This is a genomic window from Bacillus cereus group sp. BfR-BA-01311 (assembly GCF_022664295.1).
In the GTDB taxonomy this organism is placed as follows: Bacteria; Bacillota; Bacilli; order Bacillales; family Bacillaceae_G; genus Bacillus_A; species Bacillus_A cereus.
In genome coordinates, this window is the sequence record NZ_JAKUHC010000007.1 from 145,588 (window position 1) to 163,380 (window position 17,793).

The following is a 17,793-nucleotide window of genomic DNA, read 5'->3' on the forward strand; positions in this document are numbered from 1 at the left end:
TTAGAATGAGTAAAAAAATTGCTATTTTAATAACGGATTATTTCGAGGACACAGAATACACAGAGCCAGTAGCAGCTTTTAATCAAAAGGAATATGAATTAACAACTATTGAAATGGAAAAAGGGAAAACAGTACACGGTAAGCAAGGAAAAAGTGAAGTCGTAATTGATAAAAGTATTGATGATGTTTCTCCAGAGAACTTTGATGCCCTCTTCATACCGGGTGGATTTTCTCCAGATATACTTCGTGCAGATGAACGTTTTGTTCGCTTTAGTAAAGCATTTATGGATGCGGAAAAACCTGTTTTCGCTATTTGTCACGGACCTCAGCTACTCATCACTGCACAAACACTTGAAGGACGTGATGTCACTGGATATAAATCTATTGAAGTCGATTTGAAAAATGCCGGCGGGAACTTTCATGACAAAGAGGTTGTCGTATGTCAAAATCAGCTAGTAACAAGTAGACAGCCAGAGGACATCCCAGCGTTTATTGAAGAATCGTTGCGTATATTAGGATAACTAACCTCCTTTTATTTACATGAAAATAGTTAATCAGTGAGGTTTTATTCATCCCCCACTGATTAATTAGCCCCCACCAACTGGTCGTTTACAGGCAATCCGACCACCACAAATAGCAAGATAAATAAAAAGAGGGGAATCCAAAAGTTCAGTTTTAATAATCTTTTGGATCCCCCCCTTTTCTCGCCCAAAAATTCCTTATCACTTTTCATAGGCAGTTCTCATATAGTGAAAATGACTATATAATTCCTATCCATAAGTTAAATAATGATTTCGCACATATATAAATACAAAAGATGGGAGCCTAACTATGAACAATAATCCACCTTCTCCGCCCCAAGACAACTCCGAAAACAATAGCCGTGATATTACACTGCAAACATTACGGGTCATTGGACTCATCGTTCTTATTAGTGGTTATATCCTCGTTGCTCTCTCAGAAGTAGGTGAGCTGAAAACCTTATTAACAAATCCGAATGCTAACCCTGATTTAGCTGAAGTTGATCCGTTCTAAAAATTATATAAAAAGCGAGTCCCAGTATAACTGGTTCGCTTTTATATAGTTTCATCCAATTTGAGAAACATTTCTCTCATCCTCATACTTCTCTTTCCCTATCGCCTTCATAAATAATAAAATACTGCTCATACCAACGATAAAGTACAGAGCACTCATGCCCCAAGATGCAATAAATGAACCTAGCATAACACCTAATGCCCCGTTCATTTTTGCCACTTGAAAGACCATTCCGTTAATCGCCATATAAGAACCTCTTGCCTCATTTGGCACCATATCTGCCATAATAGATTGACGCACTGGCACATACATCATCTCACCTACCGTTTGGAAAAGCCCTGCAATTAATAAAATCCATAAGCTATTGCTCGTTCCGAGTATTGTAAATCCAATTGTATAAATGAATAAACCTACATATAAGATTTTCAAATCGTTGAAGCTTTTCAGCATTTTAATAAGAAGTGCTGAACATAACACAACTAAAATTGTATTCTCCGCTGATATCCAGCTCAGCATGCGAATACCTGTTAAATCAAACGTAACACCATTTCCAAAGAAAAAGTGCACCGTTTCAAATTCCTTCTGCAAGCGAACACCTAAATAATTATTAATTTGAAACTCTAAAGACAATGTACATATACTCGCTGCACAAAAAATTAAAAATGCTTTATCTTTCATCACGACTTTATAACTATCTGCCATACCTTTTAATACATTTTTCTTCTCCACCGTTTTTCGTGCTACATACACTTCTTCCATATACACAGCCATCACATATAGAGTAATAATCGCAACAAGCGTTAATACGATAAACAATTGCAATCTATAGTTTTCAAATAGTAATCCACCAAATATTGCTCCAATCGCAATGGATAAATTAATAGCCCAATAATTAATGCTGTACATTACTTTTCGATTTTCAGGTGTACTCACATCAATTAACATCGCCTCTGTCGCAGGATTCATAAGTCCAGATCCTAAACTATTCACTAGCATAAAGATAAATGTTAACCACGGTGAATCTACATAATCCGAATTCGCAACTCCCATACAAGCAATGGAAATGACTTGTATACTTTGACCGATAATCATAACCTTTTTACGCCCAAGCCGATCCCCAACATATCCACCGTATAAACCAATTACTAATGAAGCTATGACATTAATGAGTAGTAAAGCACCAGCAATCGCACTACCTAACTTTATTGAAAAATAAATCGCCATAAATGGAAAAATCATCGTGGACACAGTACGTGTTAAAAACGAAGTTATAATTCTAATTTTTATATTTTGATGCATACTCCAAAATCCCATTGTTTCCCCCTCCTTATGCTTACTTATTTTACTTTGAAAAAAAGGGAGAAAAAGGTTAGAATATTCTAAAGAGTTTCCCCTTTTATAGATAGAAGGAAGTGTATATATGAAAATTATGGACTATTACATTAGACTAAGACTACATGCACAAGATCAAAAACATATACAAAATAGCTTACAAGAATTAGCTGATGTTTTATATTGCAGTACGAAAAACGTAAAGATTTTATTAAAGAAAATGAGCGAGGAACAATTAATTCGCTGGACTCCAGGACGAGGCCGCGGAAATAAAACGGAAATTCTATTTATACATAATTTCGTAGAAGCGATTGAGTCCTATACAGATGAACTGTTAGCGCAAGAAAAATTAAAAGATATCTTTCTTCTTTTAAAAGAACCCCTCCCCCTCGCACTTCAAAAAAAGATAGAAAATAAACTACATCATCATTTTGGATATGAACCTTCAAATGATATGTACGACGTATTAAAGATTCCTATATCAAGAAAGATATTCCCATTAGATCCGGCTTTTGTGGCTGTAACTACAGAGAGCCATCTTACGAGTCAAATTTTTGATACGTTAGTCGTATATAACGATGTTACTGAAAAAATGGAACCACACATTGCGCATACGTGGGAATTAAGTGAAGACGGGCTTACGTGGACTTTTTATTTACGAAAGGATGTATATTTTCATAACGAAACAGTTTTAACTTCTAAAGATGTACAATTTTCATTTGAAAGACTAAAAGAAGTTCACTCTCCTTTCGAATGGTTAACAGAAGAAATTGTTCAAATTGAAACGCCATCACCACTGCAAATTCGATTCCATTTAGCAAAACCAAATTTATTCTTCTTACACTATGTAAGTTCCATGCAGCTCGCAATTTTACCGCGTGATACGAGTATTAAAAATCATCATTATATAGGTACTGGACCTTTCAAACTTGCTCATTACTCGGAAGATAATATCGTACTCGAAGCGTTCACCCATTATTTTAAAGAGCGCGCGTTATTAGACCGTATTGAATTTTGGGGTATTCCTGACCATGTGCAAATAGATGCTGATTATGAACTACCAAACGAAGAGGAAAATGAAAGGCATGATATACAAATAGAAGAAATAGGTTGTATTTATGCTAGCTTCAACTTTAAAAAACCTGGTCCTCATCACGACATTTACTTTCGAAAAGCTTGGAGAGAACTATATGATGTTGAAATGATACTTCGTAACATAGAGGGTAGACGGACAATTGCTGCATCAAGCTTCTTCCCTGATAGAAGCCGCCTTGCAACAAGAAGATCCTACTCTTTAGAAAAAGCAAAAGAGTATTTGAAAAAGAGTACATATAATGGAGAAACGATACATATTTACTTCTTCGCATTTAAAGATAGTGCAAATGATGCATATTTCTTAAAAGAACGATGTGAAAGTTTAGGTATACAAGTAGAGCTTCACCCATTTCCCGTTTCAGATTATATGGATCGCTCTATTGATAAACATGCTGATATTATTTTCATGGGAGAAGTCTTTGCTGCCAATCATGAAATTGCATTCTTAAATGTATTTAAAAATAAAAGTTGCTTCGTAAATCGGTTCATGGACCCGCACTACGAAAAACAAATTAACTGTTTACTAGATACATTTTTACTAGAAGAAAATAAAGAAAAGCGTTATGAACTCATGTATGAGATTGAAGAGTTTTTACAAGCAGAACACATCATTTTATTTAACTATCACGTTTTAAAAAGAAAAACATACCCTTCTTCTTTAAAAAACGTAACAATTGATTCATTTGGTTGGGCAAATTTTGCGAAGTTATGGATACAGCCATCCACGCATTAAAGTGTGAGTTTTTATAAAAGGAGAAGGTACTACATCCTTAGTAGTACCTTCTTCACATACAAATATAAACTATTATTTAATTACTCTATCTAAGTGATCTTTCAAGTTCAATAAATATTGTTCTATATCCGGATTCTTCACCACATCATAACAAGCAAAACTCTTTAACGGACTCATACCGAGAAACTTTTGCACGCGGTGTAAATGACTAAGCGCTGATTCTAAACTTTCTCCTTCAAAGAACTTCGTCTTATCTCCAAATGCTTTTTCAGGTGCATTCCAAGTTGTAGAGAACATATACTCTTTCTCTTTTAATAAACCACCTGTTCCATATTCATCTGCACCTTTAAAGAACAAACCATATTCATATACTTCATCCATATACGTTTTAAATAAGCCTGGAACACTAAACCAATAAATCGGTGTTTGATAAATAACAACATCGGCCCATAAAAATTTATCCTGTTCTTCTTTAATATTGTAACCATCTTGAATCGTTGTTGTTTTCACATGATGATTCTCGCCTAATAGAGTAACCATATAATCTACTAACGTTTTATTTAATCGTCCTTCCTTTGTACCGTATTTTTCATGACCATTTATAATAAATATATTTTTCATCGCTTTCCTCTCCCTTATATGATCTACTCTTCAGCTATTAAGCCGAGTTGCTGCTGTAGTGTAAGATTATCTTCTAAATGCCAATCCTCCGTTATCTTTCTGTCTTTCACATGTAAAATATCAATTGCAAAAAAATTAATTTTCTTACCATTATGCGTTCCTGTAAAAGAAAGACGGGCAGTTACTTTATCACCAACAACCAATAAGTCTTCAATCTCGCAATGTATATCAGGCACAACTTTACGAAAATTTTGCGCTGCAAACTTTAATCCTTCAATGCCTTGTGGTCGCCCTTTCGGCAATGTATTATCGAAGAAATCTTTAGTAACAGTCTGCGGAATAAGTTCCTCCTTACCTGTATCCCAAAATGCATAAAAACGCTGCGCCGCATGAACCATTTCTGTCGCTTCTTTTTTACTTAGTGAGGGATCAATTGTCATTGCTTTTGGCCTTGGCATTTCTTTTAATAACTGAACTTCACCTTTTTGTTCCGCGCCGCATGCTACAAGCACAATACAAATAACAAACAAACTAAGGAATCCAAATAACTTTTTTATCCCCATGGAAATCACCACCTCCTCATATAAATCCTTTATGTTTCGTATTACTATTGTATATGCACTAACTTCCTTTATGGAAGTAGTGATATTTTTTTCATATAGTTACCAAAAGTATAGTTTTGTGATACTATAAAGCAAATTCATCCAAAAAAATTTTATGGAGGCTTGTTCCATGAACAATATAGATCCAGTTGAATTAACGAAAGGTTTACCTGGCATACCTTGTCCTATCGCTAAAACGCTTGATGTAATTAGTACAAAATGGACATTTTTAATCATTCGTGATCTTCTTATCGAAGGAACATTACGCTTTAGTGATTTACAAAAATCAATGGATGGGATTAGTCCAAAAACATTATCGCTTCGACTAAAGGAATTAGAATCTCAAGGCATTATAACGAGAAAAGTATATCCAGAAGTTCCGCCTCGTGTAGAGTACACATTAACGGATAAAGGAAAGCAATTAGAGGGGATTTTTATTGAATTAAAACGGTTTGGATTAAGTTTATAAAACAAAAACCCCTTACCGTCGTAAGGGGTTTTATTACTTCGCAAAACTCTCAGCCAACTGTTTCTCTCTCCACATAAATGTAATGCCGAGACCAACTATTAAAACAACTCCTGAAAATGCATATGGATAATGAATATTCATATCAAATAATATTCCGCCCATCGCTGGTCCTGCGATATTTCCTAAACTCGTATAAGTCGAGTTCATTCCAGCAACGAATCCTTGCTCTTTTCCAGCTGCTTTTGATAAAAACGTCGTTAAAGCTGGACGAAGTAAATCAAATGCTAAGAAAATGAAGCAAGTAACGAGAAGTACAATCCAATAATTAAAGACTACAGTTGAGACGAATGCTAATACTGCACCTACAATTAAACATATTTGAATTAATACTTTCTCACCGAACATGTCTACCAATTTGCCAAACATAAATACTTGCACAACTACCCCAAAGATTGAACTGATTGTAATAATTGCTGCAATATCTTTCGGCGAGAAACCAAATTTATGATCTGAGAATAAGCTAAACACAGTTTCATACGCCGATAATCCGAATGCGAGTACAAATACGATAATAAATGCAATTGCATACATTGGATGTAATGATTTCTTTAAATCACCAATAAAACTTGATTCTTTCGTATTAGAAGAAATCTCTGCAAGTTCTTCTTTCGTTAACGGTTCTTTTAAAATAAAGATTGAAATCACACATGCTATAAAAGCAATTGCTGCTGCAACGAAAAACGGCACACGTATACCGTATTCTGCAATAAATCCGCCGATTCCAGGCCCTATAATGAATCCAGTACTAATAGCCGCAGATAAGTATCCCATCGCCTTTGGACGTTCCTGAATAGATGTAATATCCGCAACATATGCCGTAACACCAGGCATAATAAAAGCAGCACTAATTCCGCCTAATACCCTTGCCACATAAAGCATCCACACATCTTTTCCTAATCCAAAAAGAAGCTCTGAAACACCAAAAATAAATAATCCAATGATTATCATTTTCTTCCTACCGTAAAGATCAACCCATCGGCCTGTAATAGGTGAAGTAATGAGCTGTGCCATTGCAAACACTGCAACGAGATATCCCATCGTCTTCCCTGTTAAATGCATATCATTCATAAAGGACGGCATAACCGGAATGATTAATCCAATCCCTAAAAAAGCGATAAATATATTACTCAAAAGAATAACCAATACCATCTTTTGTTCTTTTATCGGTTTCTTCACTTTTTAACACCTCTTCCCATAAGTTCCTCTCAAAAAATAATACCCAAGAAGCTTTTTCTTTATCCTGCTCTTTGCGGGCTAGTAATGAGTGAGGATGCCTCCACTCATTAGAATTTCACTCTATCCTTCTACACATACATAAGTATTAGGTGAATGACTATCATTCAGTTTTCCTCAAAAATGAACCTACCTTTTCAGACAGGTTCATCTTACTACTTCTTTATATGTAGTGCATGTGTTAAAAAATCTAGTACTTCTGCCTTTTGCAAATCCACTTGCTCATCATCTTTATGATCATATAAATAAACTTGTTCCGCTGCTGATTCAACAAGAGCGATAAATAACTTCGCTGTTCGCTCTGCGTGAACCGAATCACGAATTTCACCGGCTTCTTTCGCCTCACTTAAAAATTCGCTTAACCACATATAAAGAGGCTCATACACAGCTTCCCACTCTTTTATATGTTCAGTAGATGCAAGACCTGCATACATTAAAGCTTGTATTTCACGGTATTCCTCTATAAAGTGAAACACCGCATCGATTACTTGTGCCACTTTATTTGAAAAAGGTACATCTTTTTGTACTTTTTCTTTCACTGCAAGTATCATCTTTTCAACCATCACTTCTGCTATTGCAGGCATAACAGATAGCTTAGAAGGAAAATATAAATAGAAAGTTCCTTGCGCAATGCCAGCTAATTTCACGATATCAGAAATCTTCGTTTTTTCGACGCCCTTTTCCTGAAACACTTCAATAGCTGCATAGACAATTTTCTCTTTTTTATTCATCATCTAAACCCTTTCACACGCATATTGAATGACTGTCACTCATTTTATAAGATAATCGATTGTACTGTCAATGATAGTGAACTCTAAGAGGAACTCATTTTTTTATAATAAAATCTCCTAATAAACAATTAGGAGATAAAAATGCAATATATCTTTAAGAAAGTGCCTTTAATCCTGTCACTCCACATACAATAAGAAACACACTAATGATACGCGCTTTACTTTTCGACTCACCAAACAAGAACATGTTTAACAAAACTGCACCTGCTGTTCCGATACCAATCCAAACCGCATATGCGACACTTACTTGTAAAAATAAGAAGGAAGTATACAAAAATGCGAAGGATGTAGCAAACCCACCGATATAAATCGCACCATTGGCTAATGTCTTATCTTTACTATACATTTTAAGTCCTATCACACCGACTATTTCACTAATTGCAGCACAAAATACGAAAAACCAACCCATTTTTAAGCAGCTCCTTCCACAGTTTCTTCTTTATTATCAGCTAGCTTTAAACCGATAACGCCAGCTACAACCATCACGATAAAAAATAACTTCCCTACACTGAAACTTCCGCCGAAAAGAAATAAATCCATTAAGAAAGTACCTACCGTACCAGCTCCGGCGAAAACAGCATATACAGTCCCTGTTGCAAGATGTTCACACGCTTTAGAAAGGAAGTGAAAATCAACAGCGATAACTCCTAAAATAATAATCCAATGCCACCAAGTATTAGCCGTATTAAAACCAAACACCCAAAAAATTTCAAAGATACATGTTAATATGACATATAACCATGCTCTATTTTTCATACCTCTCACCTCTTATGACTGACTATCAGTCATTTTTATTTTAAAAAAATATACTCTTTCATCAATACTATATAAAAACAACTATCATCCTCATTTACCATTGTATTTGTTCCATTTCTAAGCTAACTGCATCCTGTCACATAAAAATGACTGAATGTCATTCATATATATATATTGTACATGAACATTTTAAAAACTGTCAATGCCGAAAGTTTATTTAAAATTTCTTTCATCTGATTTGTATATTTCTTAATAATCTGTCAATACTGCTAGTAACATAATATTTTCTCCACTCCCCCTTGGAGAGATCCCTTGAATGGAGCAGTTAGCTTTTGCTAGCTGCTCTTTTTTATTTGTCCGCACACTTATGATGAAATACTCATAGATCAAATCCATTTTTCATCACATAACAACCATCTATTTATTTTCCAATAAGTTTTTGTATGCACGAATTTTATTCTCAAGCATCTTCTCTGTAACCTCTAAGTTTTCTCTTTGAATCTGAATAGATTTCCTATGATCTTCTAGGAGCTGTAAACGAGCTTCTGTTGTATGCTCCCCTTCTGTATATAATCTAGCGTATTCTCTTATTTTCGCTATTGGCATTTGCGTTTGTTTTAATTTCATTACAAACTGCAACCACTTTATATGTGACTCTTCGTAAAGTCGATTTCCATTTGTATCACGATTTGCAATTAATATATTTTCCTTTTCATAATAACGTAGTGTATGTGTGCTCACGCCTAATAATTTTGCTACCTCGCTAATTGTGTACATACTAAAACTCCCTTCACATGCTTACCCTCATATATTTTATAACCGTATCAAATTTATAAAAAACGTTTGACTTAGAGTATACTCTAACAAATACAATCTAACCATAAATGAATTTGAATTTAGGGGGATTTTATATGAAATACACGGTTATTACTGGCGCAAGTTCCGGAATTGGTTATGCAGCAGCTTTAGCATTTGCATCTCGCGGAAAAAATTTAGTACTTGTAGCTCGAAGACAAGAAGAATTAAACGGATTAAAATTGAAAATTAACGAAATGCATCCTGAGTTGGATGTTGTCATTCGAAAAACTGATTTATCTGTGACTGAAGATGTTTATAAACTTTATGAAAGCCTACAAGCTTTTCAAATTGAAACGTGGATTAACAACGCAGGTTTTGGTAATTTCGCCTCAATTGCTGAACAAAATTTAAATAAAATAGAGACGATGTTGCATGTCAATATAGAAGCACTAACAATACTCTCTTCTCTTTTCGTTCGAGATTATTCAATGATTGATGGAACACAGCTTATTAACGTTTCATCGGGCGGCGGATACACAATTGTTGCTGATGCTGTTACGTATTGCGCTACGAAATTCTATGTAAGTGCATTTACAGAAGGGCTGTCTCACGAACTGAAAGAACAAGGCGCAAAACTGCAAGCAAAAGTTTTAGCTCCTGCTGCAACTGAAACAGAATTTGCGAAGCGTTCATTTGATATTGATGAATTCCAATATGATAATGTTGTACCAAAATTCCACACTGCAAAACAAATGGCACAATTTATGCTCGACCTTTATGATAATGATAAAGTTGTAGGAATTGTCGACGGTTTAACGTATAACTATGAACTTAAAGATCCACTTTATAATTTTGCCGTGAGACAAAAGAATTCAAATTCTTAATAACCTGTCCATTTCTTATGGAAATATATGTTCCCACTATATATGTAAATAATAGTGGGAACTTTTTCTCTATAAAATTTTCATCCAACATACCGCACCATCGCCACTTCATCACAATAATCCACCTTTGGACAATGTCTACAATCAATCCATACTTTCTCTGGCAACGCTTCTTTATTTATAAAATCAAATCCACACTTTTGAAAAAATACTGTTTCATATGTTAAGGAAATTACTCTTCTTACATTTATTTTCGTAGCTTCCTCCATTACATGATTTACGAGCATACGCCCTATCCCTTTCCCTGCATATGTATGCGAAACTACTAACGATCGTATTTCTGCAAGATCTTCTCCTAATACATGCAATCCAGCAACTCCAACAATTCTCTCATCTTCTTTCATAACATATAAACATTGCAAATATTGATAAAGAGACAAAAGAGAACGTGGTAAAACAACTCCCTCTTTTGCATAAACCTCAATAAGACTATAAATTTCTTTCACATCACTCGTCACTGCATTACAGATTTTCATATTACATCCCCTTGCCCCTCAATATTAATATTTATAACTTAAAATGAATTTTAATTCATAATTTTATATAATAATACATCTCTCTTTTCTCCTCGTCAATCAATTTATACAAACAAAAACCAAGCAATCTAATCGATGCTCGGTTCCTCATTTCGTATCGGCAATACCGTCGAATATTTAATTTCACGAAGTGCTAAACTTGTCTGTATCCTTGTAATACCAAGCTTATTCAACTTTCTAATAAACTGCTCTAGTTCTTTACGATCACGATTTGCAACCTTTAATAAATAATCGTACTCTCCTGTTAAACAGTGACATTCTAACACTTCCGGCATCGATTCTAATTCTTTCTCCAACACTTCCAACTTGTCAAATTGATGAATATTCGTACTCATAAAAATAAAACATAATAAATCAAACCCAAGCTTTTCTTGATTTAAAATCGCAACTTGCTTATCGATGAAACCTTCCCCATCCAATCTTTTTATTCTTGCATGCATCGCAGCCGGTGATAAATTAACGCGACGTGCCAGCTCTGCATTACTTACTTGTGACTCCTTCTGCAATATATCTAAAATTTGTACATCCAAATCATCCAACACTTTAATAACAGACGACTCCATTACAATTCCCCCTTTTTTCTTACCGATGATTATTCGAAAAAACACCTTATACCTTACAAAAAACTGAATATCATTCCGTAAATATCATTCGCAACTAAATATTTTATCGAGTTTTCACCATTATACAAAAGAATATATTACATAATAAAGAAAAATGCTAAAATTATTTACAATTCGTATTGATTACAAAAAAGGGGATTTTAGCATGCCTTATTTTTACATCTTTTTACTATTACTAACGAGCTTATTATGGGGAGGAAATTTTGTCGTTGGAAAATCACTCGTCGATCATGCATCGCCGATGACATTGACAAATTTAAGATGGATGATTGCGATTGTTTGTTTATTACCGATGGTATGGTTTAAAGAAAAGAAAATCCTTCCACCACGTACCGCAATACTTCCTTTAATATTGATGGGAATTTCAGGGGTCGCTCTTTTTAACATCTTTCAATTTTTAGCATTAGAAAAAACATCCGCTACGAATGTAGGTCTTATCTCTACATTGAATGCAATTTCAATCGCATTATTTTCAGTATTATTTCTAAAAGAAAAAGTAAATACACTTCAAATCCTATCCATGATTCTTTCATTCTTCGGGGTTATCCTCGTCCTATTAAAAGGTGATTTCTCGCTTTTATTTTCACTACATTTTAATAGCGGCGATTTATGGATGATTGCAGCAGTTTGTATTTGGGGAATCTATTCTGTTTGTAGTAAATGGGCAACAAAAACAACTACACCACTTATGGCAACGTTGTACTCTGGTATTTTCGGCGTTATTTTATTACTACCGTTTAACATAGGTAGCTTCACTGTTTCAAATATAAATACTTCTTTCATCACATCACTTTTATATACTGGGCTTATTTCGACAGTTCTTTGTATGGTATTTTGGAATATTGGCGTACAAAAATTAGGCGCAACTACATCAGGTATTTTTCTAAACTTCAATCCAATTTTCACAGCCATTTTAGCATTCATATTCCTCGGAGAAGAATTAACGTGGATACAAATTTTAGGGACAATTGTCGTTGTAACAGGATGTTATTTATTTTCTCATTTTAAAACTGTTGCCGTTCAGCCTGTTAGACCTTTAATGCGAAAACATTCTTAATGAAAAAACATCGTCATCTGGGTTGGCGATGTTTTTATTTTCTCTTCATTTCTTTTATATACTGCTTTTCCTCTTCTGGCGATAAACGTTCCGTCGCCTTGCCAGTATCTCCACCTTGAAGGCTCCATAAAAAGTTATGCTCCTCAACAGTTTGAGAAAAATCTCCTTTTTCCCATCTATTTATAATAGAAAATAACTTCATTTTATATTGAAAACCTGTACTATTTTCAATATCTCTTTTTACATTAGAAATTTCCTTTTTTGTCATCTCTACAAATCCCCATTTTTCAGAGGATTTTACCTTTTGGTGCACCATTTTATGCATAGTAGAAATAATTTCACCTTCACTAATTTGCGGGGCTTCTTCTGCAGCTTTTTTCTCTTTTTCGTTTGCCGCTCGCTCGGTTTGAATATTTGTATTTTCTTTTTCCACATATGCAAGCAATTTCTTTCCGCCAACTATAGAAGAGATGATTACCATAATGGTAATACATATACCTACAATCCATTTAAAAAGCATTAGCTCTTCATCGCTTCCCTAACAATATGACTATCTACATACTGCTTAAACTTCACGATTTTTCCATTTTCAAGCTGCCATACATGAACAAATTCTGCTTCAAATGATTTTCCTGTTTCTTTATAAACTCCAGAATACATACCTTCAGCAACAATTACATCTTTTCCGTTTACTTCATGATATGTATTTACACTTGCTTTATAATCATCCCAGTCTGATCCTAAACGGCTAAATACATTTTCCATTATAGCTTCTACGCCTTTATATGTTCCGCCGTACGGGAAACCTTCTGCCTCTGTCCATTCCACTTTTTCAGAGAAGGCTTCTGCTAAATGCTTTGCATTCGAAGACGCTGATCCTTCATACGTGCTTTGAATAATTTCTAAATTTGATTTAGGCATATTACTTCCTCCCGTTTATTTATTTTTACACAAGATGTAACCTATACAGTTACATCTTGTGTAAAAAAATATTTAAATTGTTTTACTCTTAATCTATTTGTTGTAATCATTATAGTTACAATACTTCTTCAAGTCAACATTTATAAATAAAATTTACTTCGTTTTCATTACTTTCTCTTTTAAGAAACGATCTACATATCCTTCTGCTTTTACTACGAATAAATACGCACCCATTGATAATAATGCAAGATCTAATTCATATCCTGGATTCTTTCCATCTCCTAATAAACCTGCTGCTCCATTTACCTTTACGATAGCTCCAGCTAAAATAAGAGCGAATAACAATCCTACATATCGTACACCTAAACCGATAATTAATAATATACCACCAACTAATTCTACAGTTGCTACGCCGTATGCAAGGCCACCTGGTAAACCGATGCTTGTAAACCATCCTGCTACATTATCGATACCTGATTGAAACTTTGCTAAACCGTGTGCAAAGAACGTAACTCCTAACACGATACGAATAATTAAATTCCCAATATATTGATTCATTTTGAACTCTCCTTTTTGTTTTATTATGGTGAACTTTTATTTACAAATCAAAACAATACGGTATTTTATTTCATTCGTCAAATACTTTTTTAAAGAAAACAAAAAACATTATCCGTTTTACGGATAATGTTTTCCTACAAAATAGCGCTAATTCAAGCTTTTATTCTATCGCATAGAAAAAGTTTAAACATTTTTCCAGCGCCAATATAAGGCAGTAAAGAAACGTCCTCTTCCACAACTATTCCAACAACATTCACTTTCTCATCTACAGGTAAATCATGTGTAGCAACTTGCATCTCCCCTGCATATCTACCGTACAATTCATTATCAATTGTAATGCTGCCTTTCTTTCTTACAATTGTATGCATCGGCTGTAAAACCACTCTATTTCCTTCCCTTGATTCTACAGATCGAATAACATCACGAGCCGGATCTAGTCTATTTTTATGCACTTGCTCCACCACTTTTAATACTTCTTTATCAGTTATAAATGATTTGTAACGCAATGGAATAATCCCTCTACTCGCACTAGCTACTTCTTGCATACTTTCCAAACTTGCGCTTATATCTCCAATCAATACTTTATCAACACCACAATCTTGAACAAGTTCTAAGTACGCTTCAAGCGGGCGCATATTGCGATGTTTTTCTAACGTTGGTAACCCTTCATATAACGGACCTCGTTTTTCCGCATCTCCTGGAATAAATGCCATCGTTTTTATTCCGCACTCCTGTAAATATTGATTTTGTTTTTGTAAGAAGGACTTTGCTAGTCCCGTCTCTGGACGTGGATAAAAATTATGCCACGCTTCTACATTCTCTACTCTTATATGTTCTGCAAGTAATTCTTTCCAAAATGGCTTTGTAATCGTACTCGCATTTAAAGCTACTTTCATCTTATGAGATACGCTTGCAATTTCTTTTGGCGCAATGCCGTAATCCATTCTTAAACCGGTAATGCCCCAGTCCAATAGTTCTTCCACATTTTCATATGTTAGCCCTAAATGATGTAACGATTTTGGAGAAACATCAACCATTAACTCCATTTCATGTGCAAGAGCTTGTTTCCCTAATATTTGAATTAACTCTTTATACGTATTTGGATCATCTTCTGGAATGTGCAGTGATGTAAAAATAGATGTAAACCCATTTTCCTTCGCTACTTTTAGCCACTCTTCTTGTTTCTCTACTCGTTCTTTTGAAAGATAAATGGAAACTCCGATCATATAAATCTTCCTTTCTATTAATAGAAAAAGAGAAAGGAATCCCTTTCTCTATATGTTTTCTGCCATTTCTTCTTTAAATCCGAAGAAATACGTAAAGATAAATCCGAAAGCATATGCAATTACTAAACCTAAGAAATAGAGTAAATATTTATTGTCAGCAATTAACGGAATTAAAGATAGCCCTGATACGCCAATTCCAAGAGAAGCTGTTTGCATAACTGCTTGGAATGCACCACCGACAGCCGCTCCTAAACAAGCAGTAATAAACGGTTTCCCAAGTGGTAATGTCACCCCGTATAATAACGGCTCACCAATTCCTAAAAAGCCAACTGGCAATCCACCTTTAATTACATTTCGAAGTCGTTTGTTTTTTGTTTTCACATAAATCGCAATTGCTGCGCCCACTTGGCCAGCACCAGCCATTGCGAGCACTGGTAATAAAGGTGTTACGTGTGTTTGATTAATAAATTCCATATGAATTGGTGTTAAACCGTGATGCAATCCGACCATAACGAGAGGTAAAAATGTTCCCGCAAGTACTGCGCCAGCAAATGCTCCGCCAATATTTAAAATAGCATTAATTCCGCTCGTAATACCATCTGATAAGAAACCTGCTAATGGCTGAATGGCTAACATCGTTACGATACTTACAACTAATACAGTAATGAGTGGTGTCACGATAATATCAACTGCGTTTGGCACTGCTTTTCGAACTTGTCTTTCCACTACAACCATAAGCCATGCTGCAAAAATAACTGCAAACAATCCGCCCCGTCCGGGCACTAATGCTTCACCAAACAATTTTACGTTTGCCATCGCCGGGTTGAAAATTAAAATACCAGCAATTGCCCCAAGAACCGGTGTCCCGCCAAATTCTTTCGCTGTATTCCAGCCGACTAAAATTCCTAAGAATGTAAAGATACCGCCGCCAATGAGTAGTAACATTTGTAACCACGTTGCATTTGGATCAGCACCAGCATTTTTCGCAAAGTTAGCAACCCCGTTTATAATTCCTGACGCAACAAGCCCCGGAATTAATGGGATGAAAATACTTCCTATTTTTCGTAAAAAGTTTTTCACCGGTGTATTATTTTTCTTCTTAATCTCTGATTTCATCTCTTGCCCAATATCTTCAAGGTGATGATCTGCTACCTCACCAATTCGTAGTCCTGTCAAACCTTCCATTTCAGCTGCTACTTTATTTACTGTTCCTGGACCAACGACAACTTGAAGCGTCTCATCTTCTATAACACCCATAACGCCTTCAACTTTTTTCAAAAGGTCCATATTTACTTTACTTTCATCATGAAGCGTTAAACGTAGTCTCGTCATACAATGAGCAATACTACGAATATTTTTTATTCCACCAAGTTGCTCCGAAATTTCCTTGGCCATTCTCTCTTCTTTCTTCATAATAGAATCCCCCTCCCTATTACTTTATAGTGCTTTCTTCACAAACCCTTTTGCGTATTTTAGTTTCTCCAGTGCTTCCCCATACTCACACTGCAACAACACCATAACAATGGCAGCTTTTACGTTACGTTCTGCCTTTTCATAATACTCTGCCGCTACTTCATAACTAGCGCCTGTTGCTTCCACAATAATTCGTTTTGACCGTTCTACTAACTTTTCATTTGTGGATTGAACATCTACCATTAAGTTTTTATATACTTTTCCTACACCAATCATCGAAGCTGTTGAAATCATATTCAGCACTAATTTTTGTGCTGTACCAGCTTTTAAACGCGTTGATCCTGTTAATATTTCTGCACCTGTTTCTACTTCCACATTTAAATTTGCATATTTACTTATTTCAGCATTTTTATTACAAGAAATACTCGCTGTACTCGCTCCTACGCTCTGTGCGTATTTCAAGCCGCCAATTACGTAAGGAGTTCTGCCACTGGCAGCAATTCCAATCACTGTATCTTTCTCATTTAATCCAATACTTTTTAAATCTTCTTCTGCTAACTCTTCGCGATCTTCGGCACCTTCCACCGCCTTAGTAAACGCTTTCAATCCACCTGCTATAAATCCTTGCACCATTTTATCATCCGTGCCAAATGTCGGCGGACACTCCACTGCATCTAGGATACCTAAACGACCACTCGTACCAGCACCAATGTAAATTAAGCGTCCCTCTTCTTCAAAAGATTTAATAACAGTCTGTACAACCTTTTCAATTTGTTCTATCTCTTTTTCAACTGCTAACGCAACAGTTCGATCTTCTTCATTCATACTTTGCAATACTTCTTTTATGCTCATTTCATCCAGATTCATTGTTTTCTCATTACGATGTTCTGTCGATAAATTTTCTAACATATTTCCACCCTCTTTGAAATTATATTTCACACTTTTATTATAACTTCAAGAAACTAAAAATCAATAACCCTTTCTTATTTT

General features: G+C 35.1%; 23 protein-coding genes. 6 read left to right on the plus strand and 17 right to left on the minus strand.

What is annotated here, in order from left to right; genetic code table 11:
- Positions 1-5 precede the first annotated feature (5 nt).
- Complete coding sequence (locus MR136_RS17860; protein WP_000037531.1) at positions 6-521, plus strand: type 1 glutamine amidotransferase domain-containing protein; 516 nt, start codon at positions 6-8, stop codon at positions 519-521.
- A 62-nt stretch (positions 522-583) separates the two neighbouring features.
- Here the strand turns inward: MR136_RS17860 and MR136_RS17865 are convergent, their stop codons facing one another.
- Complete coding sequence (locus MR136_RS17865; protein WP_017674423.1) at positions 584-733, minus strand: hypothetical protein; 150 nt, start codon at positions 731-733, stop codon at positions 584-586.
- Positions 734-831: 98 nt separating this feature from the next.
- Here MR136_RS17865 and MR136_RS17870 point away from each other — a divergent pair, with 98 nt between their 5' ends.
- Positions 832-1,035, plus strand: a complete 204-nt coding sequence (locus tag MR136_RS17870) for a hypothetical protein (protein WP_001063856.1) — start codon at positions 832-834, stop codon at positions 1,033-1,035.
- 51 nt (positions 1,036-1,086) lie between these two features.
- On the opposite strand, the gene MR136_RS17875 is transcribed toward MR136_RS17870, so the two are convergent.
- Positions 1,087-2,349, minus strand: a complete 1,263-nt coding sequence (locus MR136_RS17875) for an MDR family MFS transporter (RefSeq protein WP_242259551.1) — start codon at positions 2,347-2,349, stop codon at positions 1,087-1,089.
- A gap of 106 nt (positions 2,350-2,455) precedes the next feature.
- On the opposite strand from MR136_RS17875, the gene MR136_RS17880 reads away from it, so the two are divergent.
- A complete protein-coding gene (locus MR136_RS17880) occupies positions 2,456-4,195 on the plus strand; it encodes an SgrR family transcriptional regulator (protein WP_000699823.1) in 1,740 nt (579 codons plus the stop codon).
- Between the two features lie 72 nt (positions 4,196-4,267).
- Here MR136_RS17880 and MR136_RS17885 read toward each other — a convergent pair whose 3' ends face one another.
- Positions 4,268-4,816, minus strand: coding sequence for an NAD(P)H-dependent oxidoreductase (locus MR136_RS17885; protein ID WP_000789173.1), 549 nt, complete (start codon positions 4,814-4,816; stop codon positions 4,268-4,270).
- A gap of 23 nt (positions 4,817-4,839) precedes the next feature.
- A complete protein-coding gene (locus tag MR136_RS17890) occupies positions 4,840-5,379 on the minus strand; it encodes an ester cyclase (RefSeq protein ID WP_000511552.1) in 540 nt (179 codons plus the stop codon).
- Positions 5,380-5,548: 169 nt separating this feature from the next.
- On the opposite strand from MR136_RS17890, the gene MR136_RS17895 reads away from it, so the two are divergent.
- Positions 5,549-5,887, plus strand: a complete 339-nt coding sequence (locus MR136_RS17895) for a winged helix-turn-helix transcriptional regulator (RefSeq protein ID WP_001059470.1) — start codon at positions 5,549-5,551, stop codon at positions 5,885-5,887.
- Positions 5,888-5,920: 33 nt separating this feature from the next.
- On the opposite strand, the gene MR136_RS17900 is transcribed toward MR136_RS17895, so the two are convergent.
- The 5 genes from MR136_RS17900 to MR136_RS17920 form a co-directional block, all read right to left on the minus strand.
- A complete protein-coding gene (locus MR136_RS17900) occupies positions 5,921-7,123 on the minus strand; it encodes an MFS transporter (protein ID WP_000742953.1) in 1,203 nt (400 codons plus the stop codon).
- A gap of 212 nt (positions 7,124-7,335) precedes the next feature.
- The gene (locus MR136_RS17905) at positions 7,336-7,914 is read right to left on the minus strand and encodes a TetR/AcrR family transcriptional regulator (protein WP_002025356.1); all 579 of its coding nucleotides are present in this window, start codon (positions 7,912-7,914) and stop codon (positions 7,336-7,338) included.
- A gap of 151 nt (positions 7,915-8,065) precedes the next feature.
- On the minus strand, positions 8,066-8,380 hold the full coding sequence (locus MR136_RS17910) for a DMT family transporter (RefSeq protein ID WP_000539671.1): 315 nt from the start codon (positions 8,378-8,380) through the stop codon (positions 8,066-8,068).
- Positions 8,381-8,382: 2 nt separating this feature from the next.
- Complete coding sequence (locus tag MR136_RS17915; RefSeq protein WP_017674425.1) at positions 8,383-8,727, minus strand: DMT family transporter; 345 nt, start codon at positions 8,725-8,727, stop codon at positions 8,383-8,385.
- Positions 8,728-9,144: 417 nt separating this feature from the next.
- Positions 9,145-9,504 (minus strand): MerR family transcriptional regulator, encoded by a 360-nt coding sequence (locus MR136_RS17920; protein WP_000288065.1) that lies wholly within the window; start codon positions 9,502-9,504, stop codon positions 9,145-9,147.
- 134 nt (positions 9,505-9,638) lie between these two features.
- On the opposite strand from MR136_RS17920, the gene MR136_RS17925 reads away from it, so the two are divergent.
- A complete protein-coding gene (locus MR136_RS17925; protein ID WP_000878068.1) occupies positions 9,639-10,409 on the plus strand; it encodes an SDR family NAD(P)-dependent oxidoreductase in 771 nt (256 codons plus the stop codon).
- Positions 10,410-10,489: 80 nt separating this feature from the next.
- Here the strand turns inward: MR136_RS17925 and MR136_RS17930 are convergent, their stop codons facing one another.
- Together MR136_RS17930 and MR136_RS17935 are read right to left on the minus strand one after the other, a co-directional pair.
- Complete coding sequence (locus MR136_RS17930) at positions 10,490-10,945, minus strand: N-acetyltransferase (RefSeq protein WP_000686663.1); 456 nt, start codon at positions 10,943-10,945, stop codon at positions 10,490-10,492.
- 128 nt (positions 10,946-11,073) lie between these two features.
- Positions 11,074-11,568, minus strand: coding sequence for an Lrp/AsnC family transcriptional regulator (locus MR136_RS17935; RefSeq protein WP_000446097.1), 495 nt, complete (start codon positions 11,566-11,568; stop codon positions 11,074-11,076).
- A 205-nt stretch (positions 11,569-11,773) separates the two neighbouring features.
- On the opposite strand from MR136_RS17935, the gene MR136_RS17940 reads away from it, so the two are divergent.
- Complete coding sequence (locus MR136_RS17940; RefSeq protein WP_001146231.1) at positions 11,774-12,685, plus strand: DMT family transporter; 912 nt, start codon at positions 11,774-11,776, stop codon at positions 12,683-12,685.
- Positions 12,686-12,719: 34 nt separating this feature from the next.
- Here MR136_RS17940 and MR136_RS17945 read toward each other — a convergent pair whose 3' ends face one another.
- The 6 genes from MR136_RS17945 to murQ form a co-directional block, all read right to left on the minus strand.
- A complete protein-coding gene (locus MR136_RS17945) occupies positions 12,720-13,205 on the minus strand; it encodes a PRK06770 family protein (RefSeq protein ID WP_000897995.1) in 486 nt (161 codons plus the stop codon).
- The gene (locus MR136_RS17950; RefSeq protein WP_001126699.1) at positions 13,205-13,606 is read right to left on the minus strand and encodes a nuclear transport factor 2 family protein; all 402 of its coding nucleotides are present in this window, start codon (positions 13,604-13,606) and stop codon (positions 13,205-13,207) included. The genes MR136_RS17945 and MR136_RS17950 overlap by 1 nt, the downstream gene beginning before the upstream one ends.
- A 153-nt stretch (positions 13,607-13,759) precedes the next feature.
- Complete coding sequence (locus MR136_RS17955) at positions 13,760-14,164, minus strand: DoxX family protein (protein WP_001077751.1); 405 nt, start codon at positions 14,162-14,164, stop codon at positions 13,760-13,762.
- A 152-nt stretch (positions 14,165-14,316) separates the two neighbouring features.
- The gene (locus MR136_RS17960) at positions 14,317-15,390 is read right to left on the minus strand and encodes a DUF871 domain-containing protein (protein ID WP_017674426.1); all 1,074 of its coding nucleotides are present in this window, start codon (positions 15,388-15,390) and stop codon (positions 14,317-14,319) included.
- A 48-nt stretch (positions 15,391-15,438) separates the two neighbouring features.
- Positions 15,439-16,803, minus strand: a complete 1,365-nt coding sequence (locus MR136_RS17965) for a PTS transporter subunit EIIC (RefSeq protein ID WP_000711293.1) — start codon at positions 16,801-16,803, stop codon at positions 15,439-15,441.
- A 24-nt stretch (positions 16,804-16,827) separates the two neighbouring features.
- A complete protein-coding gene (gene murQ / locus MR136_RS17970; protein WP_000892350.1) occupies positions 16,828-17,712 on the minus strand; it encodes an N-acetylmuramic acid 6-phosphate etherase in 885 nt (294 codons plus the stop codon).
- Positions 17,713-17,793: the final 81 nt, after the last annotated feature.